At 58.0% G+C, this 20,266-nt stretch carries 12 protein-coding genes; 11 read left to right on the top strand and 1 reads right to left on the bottom strand.

The window, feature by feature from the left end; all coding sequences use genetic code 11:
* The first annotated feature begins 34 nt into the window (after positions 1 to 34).
* From J2T47_RS14420 to J2T47_RS14395, 6 genes are all read left to right on the top strand, one after another.
* Positions 35 to 4,357: a rhamnan synthesis F family protein gene (locus J2T47_RS14420; RefSeq protein ID WP_253447837.1), complete on the top strand. Its 4,323-nt coding sequence runs from the start codon at positions 35 to 37 to the stop codon at positions 4,355 to 4,357.
* 68 nt (positions 4,358 to 4,425) lie between these two features.
* A complete protein-coding gene (locus tag J2T47_RS14415) occupies positions 4,426 to 6,843 on the top strand; it encodes a rhamnan synthesis F family protein (RefSeq protein ID WP_253447834.1) in 2,418 nt (805 codons plus the stop codon).
* Positions 6,840 to 7,772, top strand: coding sequence for an NAD-dependent epimerase/dehydratase family protein (locus tag J2T47_RS14410; RefSeq protein WP_253447831.1), 933 nt, complete (start codon positions 6,840 to 6,842; stop codon positions 7,770 to 7,772). Before J2T47_RS14415 ends, J2T47_RS14410 begins: the two co-directional genes overlap by 4 nt.
* Positions 7,769 to 8,770 carry a glycosyltransferase family 2 protein gene (locus J2T47_RS14405; RefSeq protein WP_253447829.1) on the top strand — a complete coding sequence of 334 codons (1,002 nt, stop codon included), beginning with the start codon at positions 7,769 to 7,771 and terminating at the stop codon, positions 8,768 to 8,770. The genes J2T47_RS14410 and J2T47_RS14405 overlap by 4 nt, the downstream gene beginning before the upstream one ends.
* Entirely contained in the window at positions 8,767 to 10,005 is a 1,239-nt protein-coding gene (locus J2T47_RS14400; protein ID WP_253447826.1) for a glycosyltransferase family 4 protein, read from the top strand. Before J2T47_RS14405 ends, J2T47_RS14400 begins: the two co-directional genes overlap by 4 nt.
* 12 nt (positions 10,006 to 10,017) lie before the next feature.
* A complete protein-coding gene (locus J2T47_RS14395; protein ID WP_253447823.1) occupies positions 10,018 to 11,901 on the top strand; it encodes a hypothetical protein in 1,884 nt (627 codons plus the stop codon).
* Between the two features lie 205 nt (positions 11,902 to 12,106).
* On the opposite strand, the gene J2T47_RS14390 is transcribed toward J2T47_RS14395, so the two are convergent.
* A complete protein-coding gene (locus J2T47_RS14390; protein WP_253447820.1) occupies positions 12,107 to 13,195 on the bottom strand; it encodes an acyltransferase family protein in 1,089 nt (362 codons plus the stop codon).
* Positions 13,196 to 13,363: 168 nt separating this feature from the next.
* Here J2T47_RS14390 and J2T47_RS14385 point away from each other — a divergent pair, with 168 nt between their 5' ends.
* From J2T47_RS14385 to J2T47_RS14365, 5 genes are all read left to right on the top strand, one after another.
* Positions 13,364 to 15,262, top strand: a complete 1,899-nt coding sequence (locus J2T47_RS14385) for a sensor histidine kinase (protein ID WP_437180980.1) — start codon at positions 13,364 to 13,366, stop codon at positions 15,260 to 15,262.
* Entirely contained in the window at positions 15,259 to 16,644 is a 1,386-nt protein-coding gene (locus J2T47_RS14380; protein ID WP_253447814.1) for a sigma-54-dependent transcriptional regulator, read from the top strand. Before J2T47_RS14385 ends, J2T47_RS14380 begins: the two co-directional genes overlap by 4 nt.
* A gap of 133 nt (positions 16,645 to 16,777) precedes the next feature.
* A complete protein-coding gene (locus J2T47_RS14375; protein WP_253447811.1) occupies positions 16,778 to 18,199 on the top strand; it encodes a UbiA family prenyltransferase in 1,422 nt (473 codons plus the stop codon).
* Positions 18,199 to 19,521 carry an FAD-binding oxidoreductase gene (locus J2T47_RS14370; RefSeq protein WP_253447808.1) on the top strand — a complete coding sequence of 441 codons (1,323 nt, stop codon included), beginning with the start codon at positions 18,199 to 18,201 and terminating at the stop codon, positions 19,519 to 19,521. The genes J2T47_RS14375 and J2T47_RS14370 overlap by 1 nt, the downstream gene beginning before the upstream one ends.
* Positions 19,518 to 20,258 carry an SDR family oxidoreductase gene (locus tag J2T47_RS14365; protein WP_253447805.1) on the top strand — a complete coding sequence of 247 codons (741 nt, stop codon included), beginning with the start codon at positions 19,518 to 19,520 and terminating at the stop codon, positions 20,256 to 20,258. Before J2T47_RS14370 ends, J2T47_RS14365 begins: the two co-directional genes overlap by 4 nt.
* The last annotated feature ends 8 nt before the right edge of the window (positions 20,259 to 20,266 follow it).

Below are 20,266 nucleotides of genomic sequence, written 5' to 3'. Positions count from 1 at the left end.
AGACCGCCAGGGCTAGAAGAGAAGAATCGAGATCATGGAATACAATCTTTCAACGAAGAACTGGCAGTTTCTTCTGCACAACTCCTATTTTTCGCCAAAGAACAAGCTTCTTTATATTTCCACGCCCAAGGTAGCGTGCACCTCTCTGAAATGGTGGATTGCCAAGCAGGAAGGGTATACGGCCGCGATTCGCCAGTTGGGCGGAAGCCAGGAAAGCTCGCCGGAGCTGATCATCCATGACACCTTTCACAAGGTGGCTCCGGAGGTCACTCAATTCGATCAAGCACGTCTGTCTGGCCTGTTCGACGCGCCGGATATTCTTCGTTTCGCCGTGGTCCGCAATCCCTACAAACGGATATTTTCCGCCTGGCAATCCAAATTGCTCCTGCAGGAGCCGTTTCAGTCGACGCCCTATCTGAAGCACGATTTCTTCCATATGCGTGTTTCTACCCCCGAAAGCGCTGCTTATGCATTCGAGGCCTTTCTGGAGCACCTGGCCAGCGAAGAAGCTCCTGCATTCTGGGATCTGCACTGGACCCCACAAGCAGAGTTGCTGTGTCCTGACGTTGTCCCCTATACCCTGATTGCCCAGCTGGAAAACACATCCGAGCTGGAGGCATTGCTGCAACAGTCGCTCGGGTCGAACTTCATCAACCCGTTTACCAGCAGCAATGCCAACGAAAGCCTGATCCCCTTCTCGTCCGAATACTTCACTCCTCGCTCTATCCAGTTGATCAGCGAGTTGTACCGCGACGACTTTGAGCGATTCGGCTACGAAAAAGCCTTGCCGCCTTCCAAGGCCCAGCAAAGCAGCGAAACCTTCCGTGTCGCGCTCAAGGGCATCGACATGCTCAAGTCCAGACACGCACGCATCGCTGACTTCCAGCAACGCATCAAATCCACGGAAACGCAGTATCAGCAGCAGCAGCAGCTGGCAGGCGAACGCGCCCAACTGATCGAGAAGCTGCTGGAAACCAATACGGTCCTGATGCAGAAAGCGATCGATGGCGCGCAGGAGCATCGCGAAGAGGCCGTATCGGCGGAAGGTGATCGTGCGATTGACGAGGCGCTGAGGCAGCGTGATCGACTTCAGGAAGAGTTGAACGAACGCAACGCACAGATTGGTGAATTGACCCAATCGCTGGCCGAGCATGTCCAGGCCAGCGAGTCACGGTATAAGGCGCTCAATAGCCGCGAGCAGGAAATTGCCTCGCTCAAATCCGAACTCAGTCATTGCGCCGAGCAAATCAGCGAGCTTCAGCGCAATATCGACGAACAGTCCCAGCAGGGGGAGCACTTCGGCAAACAGCTGTCGGAGCGCAATAAGGAACTCTCCCGTTTGCGTCAGTATCGTGCGCAGGCCGAAGTCACCGTCGCAGAACTGACCTCCAGCGAGACTTCGCTGAAGACTCAGATTCACGCACAGTCAGCACAGTTGCAGGAAGTCCGGCGCAAGATCGCTGCCTATGAAAAGCTTTCCCATGACTCTGCCCTGGCCCTGGAAAGCATCAGCCAGAACAAGCGTCAATTGCGCCAGGACCTGGTCCACAACATCGAACTGGTGGAGAAGTACTCGGACCTGCTGTGCAAGTATCAGGTCATTACCCAGACCTATGCCAGGGCCCTTGCAGTGACCTTCGCATCCAGAGCCTGGCGCAGGCAATCGTGGTTCGGCAATTCAGAGAACAGCCCGCGCCAACAACTGTCCCGGCTGGTCAGTGAAGAGTTCGCCTTCGATCCACAGGCCTATCTTGAGAATTATCCGGATATAGCCCAGTCGGGCCTCACCGCCGAAGAGCATTTCCTGGCTTTCGGACTGCTGGAGAAGCGCCTTTTCTCGCTGATCTCCGATGTCCCGCTACCGGCCCCGCTTCAGATGAGCGCCAAGGCCGCCCCCAAAACGGCCGCACTCCTCGAAGGTCTCCTGCAATCGGTGCGCAGCCTTCAAGGTGAAAGCGGGCACACGACCGCGACACCATCGGAGCCGCTCGTCGACGGCGCTGCATTCGATCCAGAACTGTACCTGACTCTCTATCCGGACCTGAAGGCAGCGGGTGTCGATCCGCATGCACACTACCTGCACCACGGGCGCTCTGAAGGCCGGATCGGATGCCTCCCGCCCCTACAGATCCGAGGTGACGCCACCACCTTCGACCCCAAGCGCAGAACCGTCATGGTCGTCAGTCACGAGGCCTCGCGCACTGGCGCACCAATACTCAGCCTGAATCTGGTACAGGCGCTCAGCCGCGAGCACAACGTCGTGGCGATGCTGCTCGGTGGGGGCGCCCTGGAAGACGCGTTCGTCGACGCGAACATTGTAGTAGTGGGCCCGCTCAACATTCGCGGCACGCCGAGTCTGGCCTCGATCATGGTCGCGAAGGTACTCGACCGGTTCAACATCGATCTGGCTCTGGTCAACAGCATCGAATCCAGGGTCGTTCTGCCGGCATTGGCTGAGCGCTTCATTCCTTCGATCAGCCTCATCCATGAGTTCGCCGCCTACACGCGTCCGCGCCACGCATTCCGAGAAGCGCTGCTCTGGTCCGGTGAAACCGTCTTCTCCGCAGACCTGACACTGCAAAGCGCACAGTCGGAGTATCCGGAGGTTTCAAAACGCCCCATACGCGTGCTGCCGCAAGGACGCTGCATCGTCCCCGCGGAAAGCATCCAACCCGTAGCCGTGGAGAAGGAACGCAATCGCATCCGCAATGCACTGCGACCGGCACAGCAACCACTCGACACCCTCGTGGTTCTGGGGGCCGGCTTTGTCCAGTTGCGTAAAGGAGTCGACCTGTTCATCGAGTGCGCTGCCCGGGTAGCACAATTGCCGGGCGGACAGAAGTGTCAGTTCGTCTGGATTGGCCAAGGCTACGATCCTGACCTGGACACTGGCTACTCGGTCTACCTGGCTGACCAGATTCGTCGCGCGGGCCTGGAGAACATCGTCAGGTTCATTCCGGAAACCTCGGCGATCGATACGGTCTATGAAGAGGCCGACGTACTGCTGCTGACCTCGCGCCTGGACCCATTGCCCAATGTCGCCATCGACGCGATGGATCACGCACTGCCAGTGCTCTGCTTCGACAAGACGACGGGCATCGCTGACTTCCTGAACTCCAGCGGACTGGGAGATGAGTGCGTTGCCCCCTATCTGGACACCACCGCCATGGCCGAGCGGATACTATCGCTCGCCAGCTCCAAGGCACTACGCGAAGATCTGGGCGAGCGCTGCCGGCTGAAATCCCGGCAGTACTTCGATATGACCGGTTACGTATCGCGCCTGGAGGCACTCGCTGGCGATGTGCAGATCCAGTGCCGCCAGGAGAAGGCCGATCTGATCACGATCGAACACTCCGAGCTGCCGCGCCTGGACTTCATCCTTGCGCCCGATCTCTCCGAGCTGGACCGCTCAAGAGCTCTGCGACTCTACACGCGCTCCTGGGCCAGCGGGATTGGCTGCCGCAAGCCATTCCCAGGTTTCCATCCTGGCATCTACCTCCAGGAAAACAAGCTGCTCGGCTCCGGCATCGACCCCCTCGCGGACTTTATCCGGGCCAACCATCCGGAAGGCAAGTGGCTGCTGCCTGTCCTGACACCACAAACACCAGTCGAGGCCCTGCCTTCGACGTTGCGGATCGCCTTGCATATCCATGCCTATTATCCGGATCTGCTGCCGGAAATACTCGAGCGCCTTACCTTCAACGATGTGTTGCCGGATCTGTACATCAGCGTTCCCAGCGAAGAAGCCCAGCGGCAAGTATCCGAACTGCTGAAGAGTTTCGAGGGGCACTTCATCAAGCTCGAGGTCACCCCCAACAAGGGACGCGACATCGGACCGATGCTCTGCGCCTTCGGCCGAGAGCTGGTCGATGGCTATGATCTGGTGGGGCATATCCACACGAAGAAGACCGTGGATGTCGCTGACCCAACGATGGGGCAGAACTGGTTCCGCTTCCTGATGGACAATATGCTGGGTACCAGGCAACACCGAATGGCAGACATTATTCTCGGCCGCATGAGCCAGGATCCGTCGCTTGGCCTGGTTTTCCCGGACGACCCTTACGTCACGGGATGGTCTGGCAATCTCCCATTCGCCGAAGAGCTTGCCCCGCGACTCGGCCTGGCAGCCGAGAGTCTGCCGGAGCATTTCCATTTCCCGGTAGGCAACATGTTCTGGGCACGAAGCTCAGTACTCGCCCCACTGGTCAGCCGCTTCGGCGACCTGAACGAGTACCCCGACGAGCCACTTCCGTATGATGGCAGCATGCTGCACGCCCTGGAGCGCCTGCTGCCGATCCACTGCATCAGAAATGGACACGGCCTGGCGGTAACTAACGTTCCCGGTATAACCCGTTGAAAGAAAAATGGAGGGCGCGAGGTGCAAGCCCGCCCCACTACAGGAAGTCAGAGTTGAGCAGAAGAGTTTTGAATGCCCTGATCAGGCGGCTGCGAAGCCACTATTATCGGTGCCTGTTGCAGATCGCCGATTGCGCGCATCTCTACGAGCGTGCTTTTTACCTGCAGCAGTATCCTGATATCGCCGGCGCGAAGATCAGCCCGGAGGAGCACTTCTACCGTTTCGGGCGTTTCGAGGGCCGTATAGCCAAGCTCCCTCAGTTGCAGCTAATCGGAAGCCTCGAGAGCGAATTCAGTTCGGCCCGTGAGACTGTACTGGTCGTCAGTCACGAGGCATCGCGCACTGGGGCGCCGATTCTCAGCCTCAACCTGGTCCGCGAGCTGAACCAGCGCTACAACGTCATCGCGCTGTTGCTGGGAGACGGCCCCCTGGTGCAGGCATTCCGCGATGCCGGTGCCGTGGTTATGGGTCCTTACGATATCCGACACAACCCCGCTCTGGCAGACTTGATCATGGGACAGTTGGTCGAGCGCTGCCGCATCAAGTTTGCCTTGGTGAACAGTATTGAGTCGCGCGTCGTTCTGCCCGCATTGGCCAAACGCCACATCCCGCGCATCAGCCTTCTACACGAATTCGCCGCCTACACCCGGCCGCGCCATGCATTCCGCGATGCGCTGTTCTGGTCGAGCGACTCCGTCTTCTCGGCACGTCTGACGCTGATGAATACCCTGGAGGAATACCCGGACTTGGCCGAGGATGTCGCGCACATCCTGCCGCAAGGACGCTGCACGCTGCCTGACGAGGGCAGCCGAAAAGACGCCGGCCACGATAGAAAACTCCTCAAGGCACTTAGCCCTTCCACGGCCGAGCAGGACACGTTCCTGGTCGTCGGCCTGGGATTCGTCCAGGTTCGCAAGGGCGTTGACCTATTCATCGAGTGCGCGAGCCGCATCCTGCGCTCCAACCCCGCCCGTCAATTTCGTTTCGTGTGGATCGGCAAGGGCTACGACCCAGAACATGACGTGGGATATTCGGTCTACCTGGCCGACCAGGTCAGACGTTCAGGTCTCGAGCGACACTTGTCATTCATTGGCGAAACCTCCGATATCAACAGCGTCTATCAGCAGGCGGACACCCTGCTGTTGACCTCGCGTCTGGACCCTTTGCCGAACGTCGCCATTGACGCACTGTGCGAAGGTCTTCCGGTGCTGTGTTACGAGAACACCACTGGCATCGCCGATATCCTCATTGAGGAGGGTCTGCGGAATGAGTGCGTAGCGGGCTACCTGGACAGCGCGGAGCTGGCAGCCAAGGTCCTGCGCCTGGCTGACGATCCGTCTCTGTACCAACACGTGGCCCAGCAGTCACGGGCCCTGGCGGACCGGCGCTTCAACATGACGGACTACGTCGCACGCCTGGAGGCGCTCGCTGCCAGCATTACAGAGAAGGCGCACCAGGAGGCTGAAGACAACGCGCTCATTCTGGAGTCGGGGCTGCTGCGACAAGATTTCTATTCACTGCCGCGCTTCCGCCATCAACCCGCATCCGAAGCCACCCTTGGCTATGTGCGGGCCTGGGCATGCGGCATGGGCCAGCGCAAGCCATTCCCTGGTTTTCATCCGGGCATCTATCAGGAACTGAATGGCCTGCCGATCGGCGGCCCCGATCCACTGGCTGACTACCTGCGCAAAGGAAAGCCTGAAGGGCGCTGGATTAGTCCGGTCATCTCCAGCACCGGGCAGGCACCAGCTCTAAAGCCTGGCAGCCGCGTGGCGCTGCATCTGCATGTCTATTACCCGAAGCTGCTCGGGGAAATGCTTGAACGCCTGAAGCACAACAGCCTGCGCCCGGATCTGTTCGTGAGCGTCCCCAGTGAACTCGCCAGAGAGGCGGTGAACAAGGAGCTCGACAATTATCCGGGAGTGGTCAAGGCGCTGGTGACGGTTCCCAACCGAGGCCGCGATATCGGTCCCTTCCTGACCCAGTTTGGCCCGGAGCTGGTCCGTGACTACGACTTCGTCGGGCATCTTCATACGAAGATGAGCGCTGACGTGAAAGACCGCTCCATGGGGGAAACTTGGTACCATTTCCTTCTCGAGAATCTGTTGGGCGGCCAGGCCGGTGCCATGGCCGATCGCATTATCGCCACGCTGCAGAATGAGCCATTGATCGGCATGGTGTTCCCTGACGACCCCAATGCCATAGGCTGGAGCGCCAACCGCCCATTTGCTGAAGAGCTGGCGACGCGTCTTGGAATCGGCCAACTGCCCACTCACCTGCAATTCCCGGTGGGCACCATGTTCTGGGCCCGCAGCGATGCACTTAGAGCGATTGTCGAACTCGACCTCCAATGGCAGGACTACCCGGAAGAGCCCCTGCCCTACGATGGCTCCATGCTGCACGCACTGGAACGTCTGTTCCCCCTTTCCATTACCGATAAGGCCATGCGCTGCGCGGTGACGAACATTCCCGGTATGACTCGATGAAAATTGCAATTTTCGGTGGCGGTGGATTCATAGGTTCGGCCATTGCCGATCGTCTTCTGCAAGACGGCCATCAACTCAGGATCTTCGAGCGCCCACGCGTGCCGCCCTATCGCGAGTTCATCGCGGAGGAGAAGGTCGAATGGGTCACTGGCGATCTCATGAGCACCCATGACGTGGCGGAAGTACTGGATGGTGTCGACACCGTGCTGCACCTGGTCTCCACCACTCTGCCCAAAAGTTCGAATGACGATCCGATCTACGATGTGCAGACCAACCTGATCGCCACCTTGCAGATGCTGAACCTGATGGTGAGCAAGGGTATTCGCAAGATCGTGTTCATCTCTTCCGGCGGTACGGTCTACGGGCCACCGAGCTACCTGCCCATCGACGAACTGCATCCTACCGAGCCACAGGTTTCGTACGGCATCACCAAACTGATGATCGAGAAGTACCTGCTGATGTATCAGCATCTGCATGGGATCAAGGCCAATATCCTGCGCGTGACCAATCCCTATGGTGAACGCCAGCGAGTTGAAACCGCCCAGGGCGCGGTCGGCGTGTTCCTGAGCAAGGCCTTGAAGGATCAGCCCATCGACATATGGGGTGATGGCAGCGTGACGCGCGACTACATCCACGTCTCGGATGTCGCCGAGGCTTTCGCCAAGGCCACGACCTACGATGGTCCCGAGTCGGTCTTCAACATCAGTTCCGGAAGCGGCACCTCGCTCAACGAGCTCGTTGCCAGCCTGGAAAAGGTGATTGGCAAGGACATCCAGCGCAACTATCTGCCGGGCCGGCCGTTTGACGTACCGACCAGTGTCCTGTGCAACGAGCGCGCTGCTCGCGAGCTGCAGTGGAGGCCGGTGGTGGACCTGGAGTCAGGCCTGCGCCGTACGCTCGACTGGTTGGAGCAGGCGGCCAAGCGATGACGCTGGAGTCATCCTCGCACCCGAGAATTTCGGTTGTCATACCCACCAAGAATGGCGGCCCACTGTTCGGCCGCGTTCTGGCCAGTGTCCTCGAGCAGCGCATCCCCGGTGAGTTGGAGGTGCTGGTCGTTGACTCAGGCTCCACCGACGAGACGCTGGCTATTGCCCGCCGATATCCCCAGGTGCGCCTGATTGAAATTCCCCCTCAGGAATTCGGCCACGGTAAAACGCGAAACCTGGCCGTATCCCTGGCGAAAGGCGAGTTCGTCGCCATGATCACCCAGGACGCACTTCCCGCCTCCAACGACTGGCTGCTCAACATGGTCACCCCCTTGTTGAACAATCCAAGCATTGCAGGAGTCTTCGGCCGTCATATCGCGTACCCCGAGGCCAGTGTATTCAACCGACGCGAGTTGGAAGCACACTTCGACGGATTCACCAGCCAGCCTGTGGTTCACCTGGACTCGCGGGACCGATACGCCAACGAAGAAGGCTATCGTCAGTTTCTCTATTTCTTCTCCGACAACAACGCCATGTTGCGGCGCAGCGTCTGGGAGAAAATCCCTTATCCCGAAGTCGACTTCGCCGAAGACCAGGCCTGGGCACGGCTGGTCGTAGAGGCCGGTCATCACAAGGCTTATGCCCACGACGGGGTGGTGTATCACTCTCACGACTACGCACTGCTGGAACGCCTGCAACGCAGCTTCGACGAAAGCTACGCCCTGAGCCGCCTCTTCGGTTATCAAGGCGGTCGAGGCATCAAGCACGCCATCCGGAGTTTGCTGGCACTGACCCGACGAGACATCAAGGTCAGTCTGCAAGAGGGACTGCTGAAGTCCGATCCGATCACTGTCCTCAGAATGCCTTTCGATCATCTGATGCGAATACTCGGGTCCTACCTCGGGCAGCACGCCGACAAGATGCCAATGGCAGTTCGCCTGCGCCTATCTCGCGATCGCCGGTTGATGAAAATCGACGCATGGAGCAACCGCCCATGACTCCGGCCCTCGTGCTACGAAAGTCCATCAATGCCCTGAACTTCGCCCGGCGCAATGGCTGGGGCAGCATGCTGCGCCTGGCTCATCGGAAGATCAGCGAACAGAGCGGCCTCTTTGGCAGAACCGACATCTTCGACCAGTACGCCTTCCTGTCCCCCGCGCCTATCGGCAACAAGATTGCCGCTGATGCCGTTGGCCACAAGACTATCAACTGGTTCATTCCCAGGGTGGGCAAGGGCTCGGGCGGGCACCTGAACATCTTCCGCTTCATCAAGAACCTGGAAGATCAGGGATTCGAGTGCCGAATCATCATCGTCGATAACCCGCTGCCAAAATCCGCAGTCGTGGCCAAGCAGGATATTCACCGCTGGTTCTTCCCGCTCAAGGCCGAGGTATTCGTCGGCACCGATGGGCTACCCCCGGCATACTTCTCCTTCGCCACTTCCTGGCAGACCGCCTATACCGTCAGAGCTTTTCAAGCCACGGTCACGCGCTGCTACTTCGTCCAGGATTTCGAGCCCTGGTTCTTCCCGGCAGGTTCGGAAGCGCTCATGGCCGAGGCTACCTACCACTTCGGATTCCAGGGTTTCACCGCTGGTAGCTGGCTGGCAGAAAAGCTCAGAGCCGAATATGCCATGCAGACATGTGCGCTGGGCTTTTCCTTCGACAAGGATCTATACCGCCCGGGCCCAAAACCCGACGACAGTACCCGACGCGTATTCTTCTATGCCCGCCCGCCAACCGCCAGGCGGGCCTTTGAGTTGGGCATGCTGGTGCTTCGCGAGGTTTGCCGGCAGCGCAGCGATATCACCGTGGTACTGGCAGGCTGGGATGTCTCCCAATACGAAATCCCATTCCCTTGCGAGCACTTGGGCCTGGTCGAGATCGAGGACCTGCCGGGTGTTTACCAGCGCTGTGACGTTGCGCTGGTGCTGTCCTGCACCAACCTGTCGCTATTACCTCTGGAACTGATGGCCAGCGGAGTACCGGTAGTCAGCAACGATGCACCTCATACTCGTTGGCTGCTCAATGATGAAAACAGTGCACTGGCAACAGCAACTGTGGAAGACCTGACTACGAAGCTTATCCAAGTGCTGGACGATCCATCATACGCGGAACGACTTAGAAACAACGGCCTGCATTGCTCAGGAAAAACTTCTTGGGAAAAAGAGGCCATGAAAATGGTCCAACGCCTTGAGCGTCTCGCAGCTAATGCTGATCCGTTTACTGACTAAAGAGCTACTAGAATGGAATATGTTGAAAACAACGCAAGGCAGCAGAGCCATGCATTGGAAAGTCTTTCATTGGCTAGGACCGTACCTCTTTTCATATTTTCTCTGATCACCTACATTGCCGCCATGCATTGGAGAGTCGGCATAGAGTTGGCAGATGATGGCGCCTTTTTCCTGCGCTATGCCCAAAACATGCTTTCGGGCGAGTTCTGGGTATGGAACTTAGGCGAAAACCCCATTTGGGGAGCCAGTGCGCCACTCTACCCTCTCTTTCTTGCAGCTGGGCTCAGCATCGGTCTAACACCAGAACATAGCATTATCTACACTGGCTATTTGCTGGCTGGGCTTGGGCTCTCGAGCTTGGTAGTTGTGTTTTCCCGGAAGTATGGATTAGCCGCCGGACTGGCTTTCCTGGCATTTACTTCCATTGATAGCGAGCTCATGTATTTCTCCATTGGCGGCTTAGAAACCCCATTGACATTTTCGCTGATCTGCTTGGCGGTGTGGGCTGTTATTGAATCACGCACCCCGTGGATCATTGGTTTATCAGCCGCTCTTTTAATGATCAATAAACTCGATCTTGTTCCGGTCGGCGGGCTCGTTCTACTTGCTATTTGGGTGCGAGAAGGAAAGTTTCCAGCGCGCGCAGTCTTACTGGCCGGTGCAGTCGCCGTGGCCTGGTATGGCTTTGCCTGGATCTACTTTGGCGCCCCAGTACCCAACTCCTTCCTTACGAAATCACTGCACCAAGGCAATATCCCCAAGCTCATTGATTGGACGTGGTTCCCCACCGTTGTTTATCTCAACGGAACCCACAAATGGCTTCTCGCACTGACACTTCCCGCGATCATCCTGAATATTCGAAGGAATCTTCCGCTACTAATACTTCTGATCGGCACACTGGCTACACATACAACGGCTTATATCATCAAATATCCGTTCGAGCCTTACAACTGGTATTGCATGCCAAGCCTCCTGTGCCTCGCCATCCTGGCGGCATTGGGCATTAGCAACCTATCTGCATTGATCGGACAAAAAATTCTCTTGCGTTGTGTCGCCGGCGCAAGCTTCCTGGCTGCATTCATTTACTTCAGCCTTCCGCCCAACCTCGCCATGAACGACGCTCTCCGCACATTCACAGGTCTGTTCGAAAGTGATCGCGCCCAAGCTGGCAGATGGGTGAATGAGCATACCCCCAAGAGCTTCAAGGTGATGACGTACTGGGGAAACCCGGCATTCTATTCGCAGCGTGAAGTAATTGACGCCTCTTTCCTGAATAGAAAATTCGAAGCCAATAACTTGGTGGAAACCTATAAACCGGAAATCGTAATTCTCCAGGCAGACCCACACACCAATCCGATGCAACCATTCTATCCAATAACGGATAGTGGCTACTCGGTCGTCAAGATATTTGACAAGACCTTCCAAAATGGAATGCCTTACTTCTTTACTGTGCTTGCTCGCAATGATGTTCTCAGTCAGATCGATGGCGCCAGCCCTCCCAAGGACTTCCTGAGCCTTCTTTCAGACAAAGAACTTGGCGACACTTACGGCCTGATAAAGGTTTACGACCAAAGCACCCTGTTCATACATCCCGGCGAAAACACTCCAACAAAAGCAACACTAAACACGGCCAAATTTAAAGAGCTTTTTCAGGAAGAAAAAGTATCGATCAAACTATCCATCTCGCCCCTGCTCGCCGCAGATGCCATTGCGAGAGGAGCCGGCAATGTTCGCGTCACACTAAGTAGCGAATCAGAAACCATACTGGACGCCGTAATTACTTCAGGCACCCCCTATACGAAAGAGATCGACTTGAAGGACCTTGATCGAATTCACATCACGGTCGACAACAATGGTAGCGCTGACTCTGACTGGCTTCTACTAAGCATCAAGTAGCCACCAGCCTGGCACCCTGCAACAGAAAGGGCCGATGAGATATCTCACCGGCCCTTTTTAATAAACGGCTAACGCCCTGATGACTATCGCTAAAAAACCAGTACCTTCAAGTAAAAACCTAGCCCCTTACTTTGCAGAGCTATTGACCTGCAACCTGCTTAGGTTGTGGGGTGATTTCTTCGGAAGGAAATTTTCCGGATAGTCTCTAGGCATCTCTCGTTGCCTGAGCTGGCCTTCTCAGCAGAAACTCCGCAACTCTATCCCCTAGCACGTTACGCCACTTGAGCGCAGGACTCTCAACCAACTTCCATGACGCGTATGCCAAGGGAATAACGATAAGTGTGGCATACGCTGCATTCAGGTAGCCACTCTGCCCCGGCCTCCAGACCAGTTGCTGAATTGGCCAAGCATAGATATATACGCCGTAGGATATATCACCAAAACGATCCATATCGAAATGCGGCAACCTGTAAGCAACCATGAAAACACAATAGGCCACCGTGGGTATATAAACATAAAAATACACTGATGTTCCGGCCGCCCCGAATGTTGAAACCAAAAGCAGAGCACACACACCCCAGTTGAGAGGGATATATCTCCTAAGGATCCAATACATGCAGCCTGCAGTGAAGAAAAGCAGCGGTTCATGGAAACGAGGCTCAGCGCCGAACATGGGCAACGAGGCATAGTCTGTTTGAGCTATATATACAATCAGCACAATGACCGCACCAGCCAGGATACGGCTTCTAAAAACACCTACACAGCCAAGCAGGAAAACCATGACATAGCACCGCAACTCAGCCGGCAACGTCCAGGTTGCACCATTTGTAGCACCGGCGAAAGGACGCCCCGGAAAACCAAATGGCAGATTGTAAATCCATTCCCACAGGGTCGCATTCCATAAATTGACCCATGGGTTTTGCTCAAAGTAGGATTTCAAAGAGACGCCTGAAGCCATAGGCCCTATGACAAGAATTGCCACGAACGAATAAACAATGACTGCAGGATAAAGGCGCAGCGCACGAGACACCGCAAAGTCGATAGGACTCCTATTGGTAATCGACGCCGAAACGAGGAATCCGCTGATTGCAAAAAACCCCCCTACCGCAATACTACCAATCCATGCGTGGGGCACTATAAGAGCAGAGACAGGGTCGCGCCCGTCACCGCTTATAGGGAATGAGTGGCCGAAAAGAACCAAATAAGCCAATATAAATCGAACAATGGTAAAATTATTCTCGCGAACCTTCTCAAACTCATGCAAGTATCTTATTTTCTTGAATTCGCGAAACATCACCCTCTCCCTAGCAACAAGAATATTTTGCAACTTCAAGCAAAATATCACCATTCAAAATCTTCTGATTGTATTTAATTTTCCTTATCAACTCAAGCTACACACCTAGACCAGCCCCCTGCATGGCCCTCTCAGCAGAGCAGGTGAATCTCGTTATGCAACGCAGCGATGCATAGTCCCGCCCTCAGGAAGCCGGCCGCTTCAGCCTATCGCTCACGGTTCGGTGTAGCATCGACTACAGATGCAACTGCCTGCGATGTACCAAACTTGACCACTCACCTGACTCGCTGGCGCTCGCCGGCCCTGCTATTGCTGCTGCTTGCACCGCTCCTCTGGCCACTGCATAACGTTGCCGAGCGCTACTACAGCGAGCAGATTGCCCGGCAGAACCAGCAAACACTCGATCTCTATGTTGCCAACCTGCTGGGCACACTGCGGCGCTATGAGGATCTGCCGCCGATTCTCGGCGAGCTTCCGACCTTGCGTGCCGCACTGCAGTCGCCAGACAGCCTTGTTGCTCAGCAGGCAGCCAACCAGGAGCTCACACGCATTCGCGGCCGCACTGGCGCGGATGTCATCTACTTGATGCAACCGGACGGCCTGACCCGAGCCGCTTCCAACTGGGATCAGCCTGACACCTTCGTCGGCCGCAACTTCGCCTTCCGTCCCTACTACAAGGAAGCCCTGCAAGGTCGCCCCGCACACTTCTTCGGCCTGGGCACCACCTCCAAGCGCCGCGGTTACTTCTTCGCCAGTGCGGTACGCGCTGACAACAAGTTGCTGGGGGTACTGGTGGTCAAGGTCGATCTGGAACACATGGAGCAATTGTGGGGCAACACGCCGGATCAGTTGCTGGTCATGGACAGCAACGGCGTAGTCATTCTCTCTTCCAACGATGACTGGCGCTTTCACACCGGGCGCGAGCTGTCTCCCGCCAAACAACGGGAGATTGCCGAGAACATCCCTTACCCGGTGCTGCATCCGAAGCCGTTGAAAATCGACCAACGCCGCTGGATCAGCCAAAGTCAGAAACTTCAGGAAACTGGCTGGACCGTCAGTATCTACACACCACGCACCCAGGTGGATGGCCCGGCCCGCAGCATGGTCCTGATCGGTGCGGCAACATTGATGGCACTGCTGCTGCTCTTTTCATTGCTGACCATCAGCCGCCGCCACTACCTCGAGCGCATTGCCCTGGAAGCCCAGGCCAAGCACGAACTGGAACTGCGCGTGCAGGAACGCACCCGGGAGCTGGAGGGCGCCAACACGCGGTTACAGGAGGAAGTCAGCAACCGCGAGCAGGCCCAGCGCGAGCTGATGCACGCCCAGGATGAAGTGGTCCAGGCCGGCAAACTGACCGCACTGGGCACCATGTCTGCCAGCATCAGCCATGAGCTCAACCAGCCGCTGGCGGCGATCCGCAGCTACGCCGACAACGCCCGCGTACTGCTCGACCACCAGCGCTACGACGACGCCCGCGGCAATCTGCAGCAGATTGGCGAGCTTACCGGGCGCATGGCCTCGATCATCGGCCACCTCAAGGCCTACGCCCGCGGTGCCCGCCGGGCGCCAGAAAACGTCGCCCTGCAGCCGGCGATCAATGACGCTCTGGCACTGGTTGCCCAGCGCCGCCAGGCGATGAACGTGGAACTGCTGCGCGACTTGCCCGACGCGGCAATCTGGGTGCAGGCCGGCGAGACCCGGCTGCGGCAGATTCTTTCCAACCTGATCTCCAACGCCCTCGACGCCCTGACCGAAAAGGGACTGCCAAGGCGCATCTGGCTGACCACCGAGCAGACGCCCGAGCGCGTCATTCTGTCCCTGCGCGACAACGGTCCCGGATTCTCCGAAGAGGCCCTGGCCCATGCCCGCGAGCCCTTCTTCACCACCAAGACCAGTGCGAAAGGCCTGGGGCTTGGCCTGGCCATCTGCGACACCCTGCTACGTACGCTGGGCGGACATCTTGAATTGGGTAATCACGCCGAGGGCGGCGCTCTCGTACAATTGCACCTGTTGCCGGGCATCCCCGGCGTGACCCTGACGCCGCAAGAGGAAACCCGCGCATGAGCTCGGCCGAGCCGTTCGACTCCACCACCCAGGTGCTGCTGATCGATGACGACCCGCACCTGCGCCAGGCGCTCTGCCAGACCCTTGACCTCGCCGGCTTCAAGGTGGTCACCCTGGGCGATGCGCGGCAGATCGATCCGCAGCAGGCGCGCGACTGGCCGGGAGTGATCGTCAGCGACATCCGCATGCCGGGCATCGATGGCCTTCAATTGCTTGAGCAACTGCACGCGCAGGACTCCGAATTGCCGGTGATCCTGGTCACCGGCCATGGCGATGTACCGCTAGCCGTGAAGGCCATGCGCTCGGGCGCCTATGATTTCCTCGAGAAACCATTCCCCAGCGATGCGCTGCTGGACAGCGTGCGCCGCGCGATCGACGTGCGCCGACTGGTGCTGGAGAACCGCAGCCTGCGCCTGGCCCTGACCGAGCAGAAGGAAGTCCGTGGCCGTCTGGTGGGCCAGTCCGCGCCGATGCAGCGTCTGCAACAGCAGGTCGCGTCGCTCGCGGCGATCCATGCGGATGTGCTGGTCCTGGGCGAAACCGGCTCGGGCAAGGAAGTGGTCGCCCGCGCACTGCATGACCTGTCGAGCCGCCGCAACGGCCCCTTCGTCGCCATCAACGCCGGCGCACTGGCTGAGTCGGTGGTGGAAAGCGAGCTGTTCGGCCACGAGCAGGGCGCTTTTACCGGCGCGCAGAAGCGCCGCATCGGCAAATTCGAGTTTGCCAACGGCGGCACGCTGTTCCTCGACGAGATAGAGAGCATGAGCCTGGACGTGCAGGTGAAGCTGCTGCGCCTGCTGCAGGAGCGCACCGTCGAACGCCTCGGCTCCAACCAGCTCATCCCGCTGGACATCCGTATCATCGCGGCGACCAAGGAGGACCTGCGCCTGGCCTCCGATGAAGGCCGCTTTCGCGCCGATCTCTACTACCGCCTGAACGTCGCCAGCCTGCGCATTCCGCCGCTGCGCGAGCGCGGCGACGATATCCTGCTGCTGTTCCAGCACTTTGCCGAACGCGGCGCGCAGCGTCATGGCCTGAACGTACGTCCGCTGGACTCGGCGCAGCGCGGGCAACTGCTGGTGCACGGCTGGCCGGGTAATGTCCGGGAGCTGCAGAACGCCGCGGAGCGCTATGCCCTCGGCCTGGACCTTGGGCTGGATGATAGCCGTGCCCAAGCGATAAACGTCGCGCCCGGCGCTGGGCTGAACGAGCAGGTGGAATCCTTCGAACGCTCGCTGATCGCCGCCGAGATGAGCCGGCCACACAACTCCCTGCGCAGCCTTGCCGAAGCGCTCGGCGTGCCGCGCAAAACCCTGCATGACAAGCTGCGCAAACATGGGCTGCTGCTTAACCCCAGCGATGGGGACGACCGCGAAACGTGAAAGCAGCATGGATTCGGATTACGGCTTTTGCTGCATGGCTTCAAACGTTACTATCCGCAAGCGCCGAAGAGTCCCAATTCCCTGTCAGGGGCTCTTGTCTCTTTTGCATATGGACTTGTTGAGGTAGCAGTAAGTGTCAGCCCCTTTGGTCATCGATCTTGATGGCACCCTCATTCACAGCGACCTACTGCTTGAGTCAGGCCTCAGCTTTCTTAAGCTCCATCCCCTGAAAGCTCTGGTGCCAATGCGCTGGCTGGCTCAGGGGAAAGCAAACCTCAAGAGCCGTCTGGCCCAAATGGCACCGCTCGACGTGTCCGTGCTGCCCTACAACGAAGACGTGCTCGAGTTGATTCGCCAGGAGAAGCAGAACGGTCGCCGGATCATTCTGGCCACAGCGAGCCATCACAGCTACGCCCAGCGCATCGCTGATCATCTGGGAGTATTCGACCAGGTGATGGCCACTGATGAACGCACCAATCTGTCTGCCGAACGCAAGCGCGATGCGCTGGTCGCGGAATTTGGCATGCAGGGCTTCGATTACGCGGGCAACTCGTCGGATGATCTGCCGGTCTGGCAGGCGGCACGGCGTGCCTACGTCGTCAACTCCAACGGCAAGATCAGTCGCCGCGCACATGACCACGGTAACGTGGAAAGCGAAATCAAGCGGGAAACCCAGGTCGCCCGTACCTGGCTGAAGGCGCTGCGGGTCCACCAGTGGGCCAAGAATGCCCTGATCTTCGTACCGCTTCTGGCTAGCCATCGTCTGCTCGAGCCCCAACTCCTGCTCAATGGCCTGCTTGCTTTCCTGTTCTTCGGCCTTTGTGCGTCCAGCGTTTATATTCTGAACGACCTGCTCGATCTGGAAGATGACAGGCACCATTCCAGTAAGCGCCGCCGCCCCTTTGCGAGCGGTGCCTTGTCAATCCAGAGTGGACTGCTCGCGTTTCCGATACTCCTATTGATTGGCTTCCTGGGCTCTGCATTGCTGTTGCCATGGAAGTTCGGCCTGGCCCTGGCCGCCTATTACGTGCTCACGCTCGCCTACTCCTTCTGGCTCAAACGCAGAATGGCGATCGATGTCATCGTTCTGGCGATGCTCTATACCTCTCGCATCATCGCTGGCACCTTCGCCTTCGGCGTGAAGCTGACGTTCTGGATGCTGGCCTTCTCGATGTTCATCTTCCTCAGCCTTGCCCTGGTCAAACGCTACTCCGAGCTGCGCGAAGCAAGGATGAAAGGCAAGAGCCAGAAGACCCGTGGCCGCGGCTATTATCCAGATGACCTGGAGATGGTCGCATCACTGGGAGCTGCGTCCGGTTATCTGTCTGTCATGGTCCTGGCTCTGTATATCCAGGACGCTACTACCGCAGCGATGTACCACTATCCACAACTGATCTGGCTAGCCTGCCCACTTCTACTGTTCTGGATCACGCGTGTCTGGATGCTCACCCACCGCGGATTGATGCATGACGACCCCGTCGTGTTCGCTATCAAGGACCGCGCCAGCCTGCTGATCGGAGCCGCTTTCGCCCTGATCTTCTGGGTAGCCGTCTAATGGCACGGAGTTTGGCGTCCTGGGGGCGCTATCCCTACACGCCCCAGGATCTGCACGCTTGCGCCTGGCAAAGCGAATTGCCGGCACTTTTGCACCAATTAGCGGAGAACCCGCAAGGCACACTGCCCTATGGCAACGGTCGAAGCTACGGAGACAGCTGCCTGGCGCTGAGCGGCGAACTGCTGCAGACCCGGCAGCTTGATCGACTGATAACAGCCGACTGGAAAACCGGAATAGTACGCGCTGAGGCCGGCGTCACCCTGGCCGAAATTCTGGCAGTAGCTATTCCCCGAGGATGGTTTCTGCCGGTCACTCCAGGCACAAAATTTGTAACCCTGGGCGGCGCGGTGGCCAATGATGTGCACGGGAAGAACCACCACATCCGAGGAACCTTTGGCCGCCATGTTCAGTGCTTCGGCCTCCTGCGCTCCGATCAGCAACAGCCCCTGCTCTGCTCGACGCAGGAAAATACCGAATTGTACCGCGCCACCATTGGCGGGCTGGGACTGACAGGCGTGATCACCTGGGTCGAGCTGCAGCTGATGCCGGTCGTATCCAGCCAGATAGATAGCATCAGTGTACGGTTCGACTCCCTCAGCGAGTTCTTCACCCTCTCGGAAGAGTTCGACAGGACACATGAGTACACCGTGGCCTGGATTGATTGCCGGGCCAAGGGTGAATCTGCGGGTCGAGGCGTATTTTCCGTCGGCAATCACGCCCGTGACGGGCTACTTCGGTTTGATGGGCGGACACGCCTGAGTGTCCCATTGACACCCCCCATCAGCCTGATGAACAGCCTGAGCCTGAATCTGTTCAATAACGCTTACTTCCACCTGCATAAACCTGGACGCCACAGCTCCCAGGTTAGCTATGACCCGTTTTTCTACCCCCTGGATAGCGTCCTGCACTGGAATCGCATCTATGGCCGAAAGGGCTTCCAGCAGTATCAGTGCGTGATTCCCGATACGGCGGCCGAAGCTGCCATGACCGAGATCCTTGCCAGCATCTCGAGTAGCGGAAGCGGATCGTTCCTTGCCGTCATGAAGCGTTGTGGTGATGTGCCCTCCCAAGGCCTGATGTCCTTCCCCATGCCTGGGGTATCCCTGGCACTGGACTTTCCACAGCGACAGAACCTGGAGGCCGGTTTATTCCGACGTCTTGACCAGATCGTCCGGCAAGCAGGCGGGCGTCTCTATCCGGCAAAGGACGCGCACATGTCCGGAAATGACTTCCGCACCTTCTACCCTGCCTGGCAGCAGGTCGAGGCTCTTCGCGACCCCGCCCTATTCTCCCAATTCTGGAAACGCGTAACCCAAGCATGAAGAATATCCTGATCATCGGCGCCACCTCCGCTATCGCCAACGCCTGTGCACGGGCCTGGGCAGCCGAACAGGCCCGCTTCTTCCTGGTTGGAAGGAGCGCCGACAAGCTCGCCCAGGTTGCAGACGACCTGCGTGCCCGAGGCGCCAGTGACGTGCTGACCCACGCCCTGGACTTGAACGATCTGCAGGCGCACGAGACCATGATTGACAGCGCCTTCTCCAGCCTTGGCTCCCTGCACATCAGCCTGATCGCACACGGCACCTTGCCTGATCAGGCCGTCTGCCAGCAGGATGTCGACGTAGCGTTACGCGAATTTTCCAGCAATGGCCTCAGCGTCATTGCCCTGCTTACTCGCCTGGCCAATCGCCTGGAGCAGCAGCGCAGCGGCACCATTGCGGTGATCTCTTCGGTAGCAGGAGATCGTGGCCGCCCCTCCAACTATCTCTACGGCACAGCCAAAGCTGCAGTCTCGACCTTCTGCGAAGGACTGCGTGCGCGGCTCTTCAAAGCCAACGTCCATGTTCTGACGATCAAACCCGGCTTCGTCGACACCCCGATGACTCAAGGCCTGCCTCTACCCAAAGCACTGGTCGCCACACCGGAGCGAGTGGCTCAGGATATCGTCAGCGCCATTGAGAAAAAGAAGAACAGTATTTATACACCCGCTTTTTGGGCTGCAATAATGCTGATAATTCGGAGCATTCCGCAATTCGTCTTCAAGCGCGCCTCACTCTGATAGAGTTG

This window comes from Pseudomonas nitroreducens (assembly GCF_024170165.1).
Taxonomy (GTDB): Bacteria; Pseudomonadota; Gammaproteobacteria; order Pseudomonadales; family Pseudomonadaceae; genus Pseudomonas; species Pseudomonas nitroreducens_C.
This window is presented reverse-complemented; position numbering and strand designations above follow the sequence as displayed.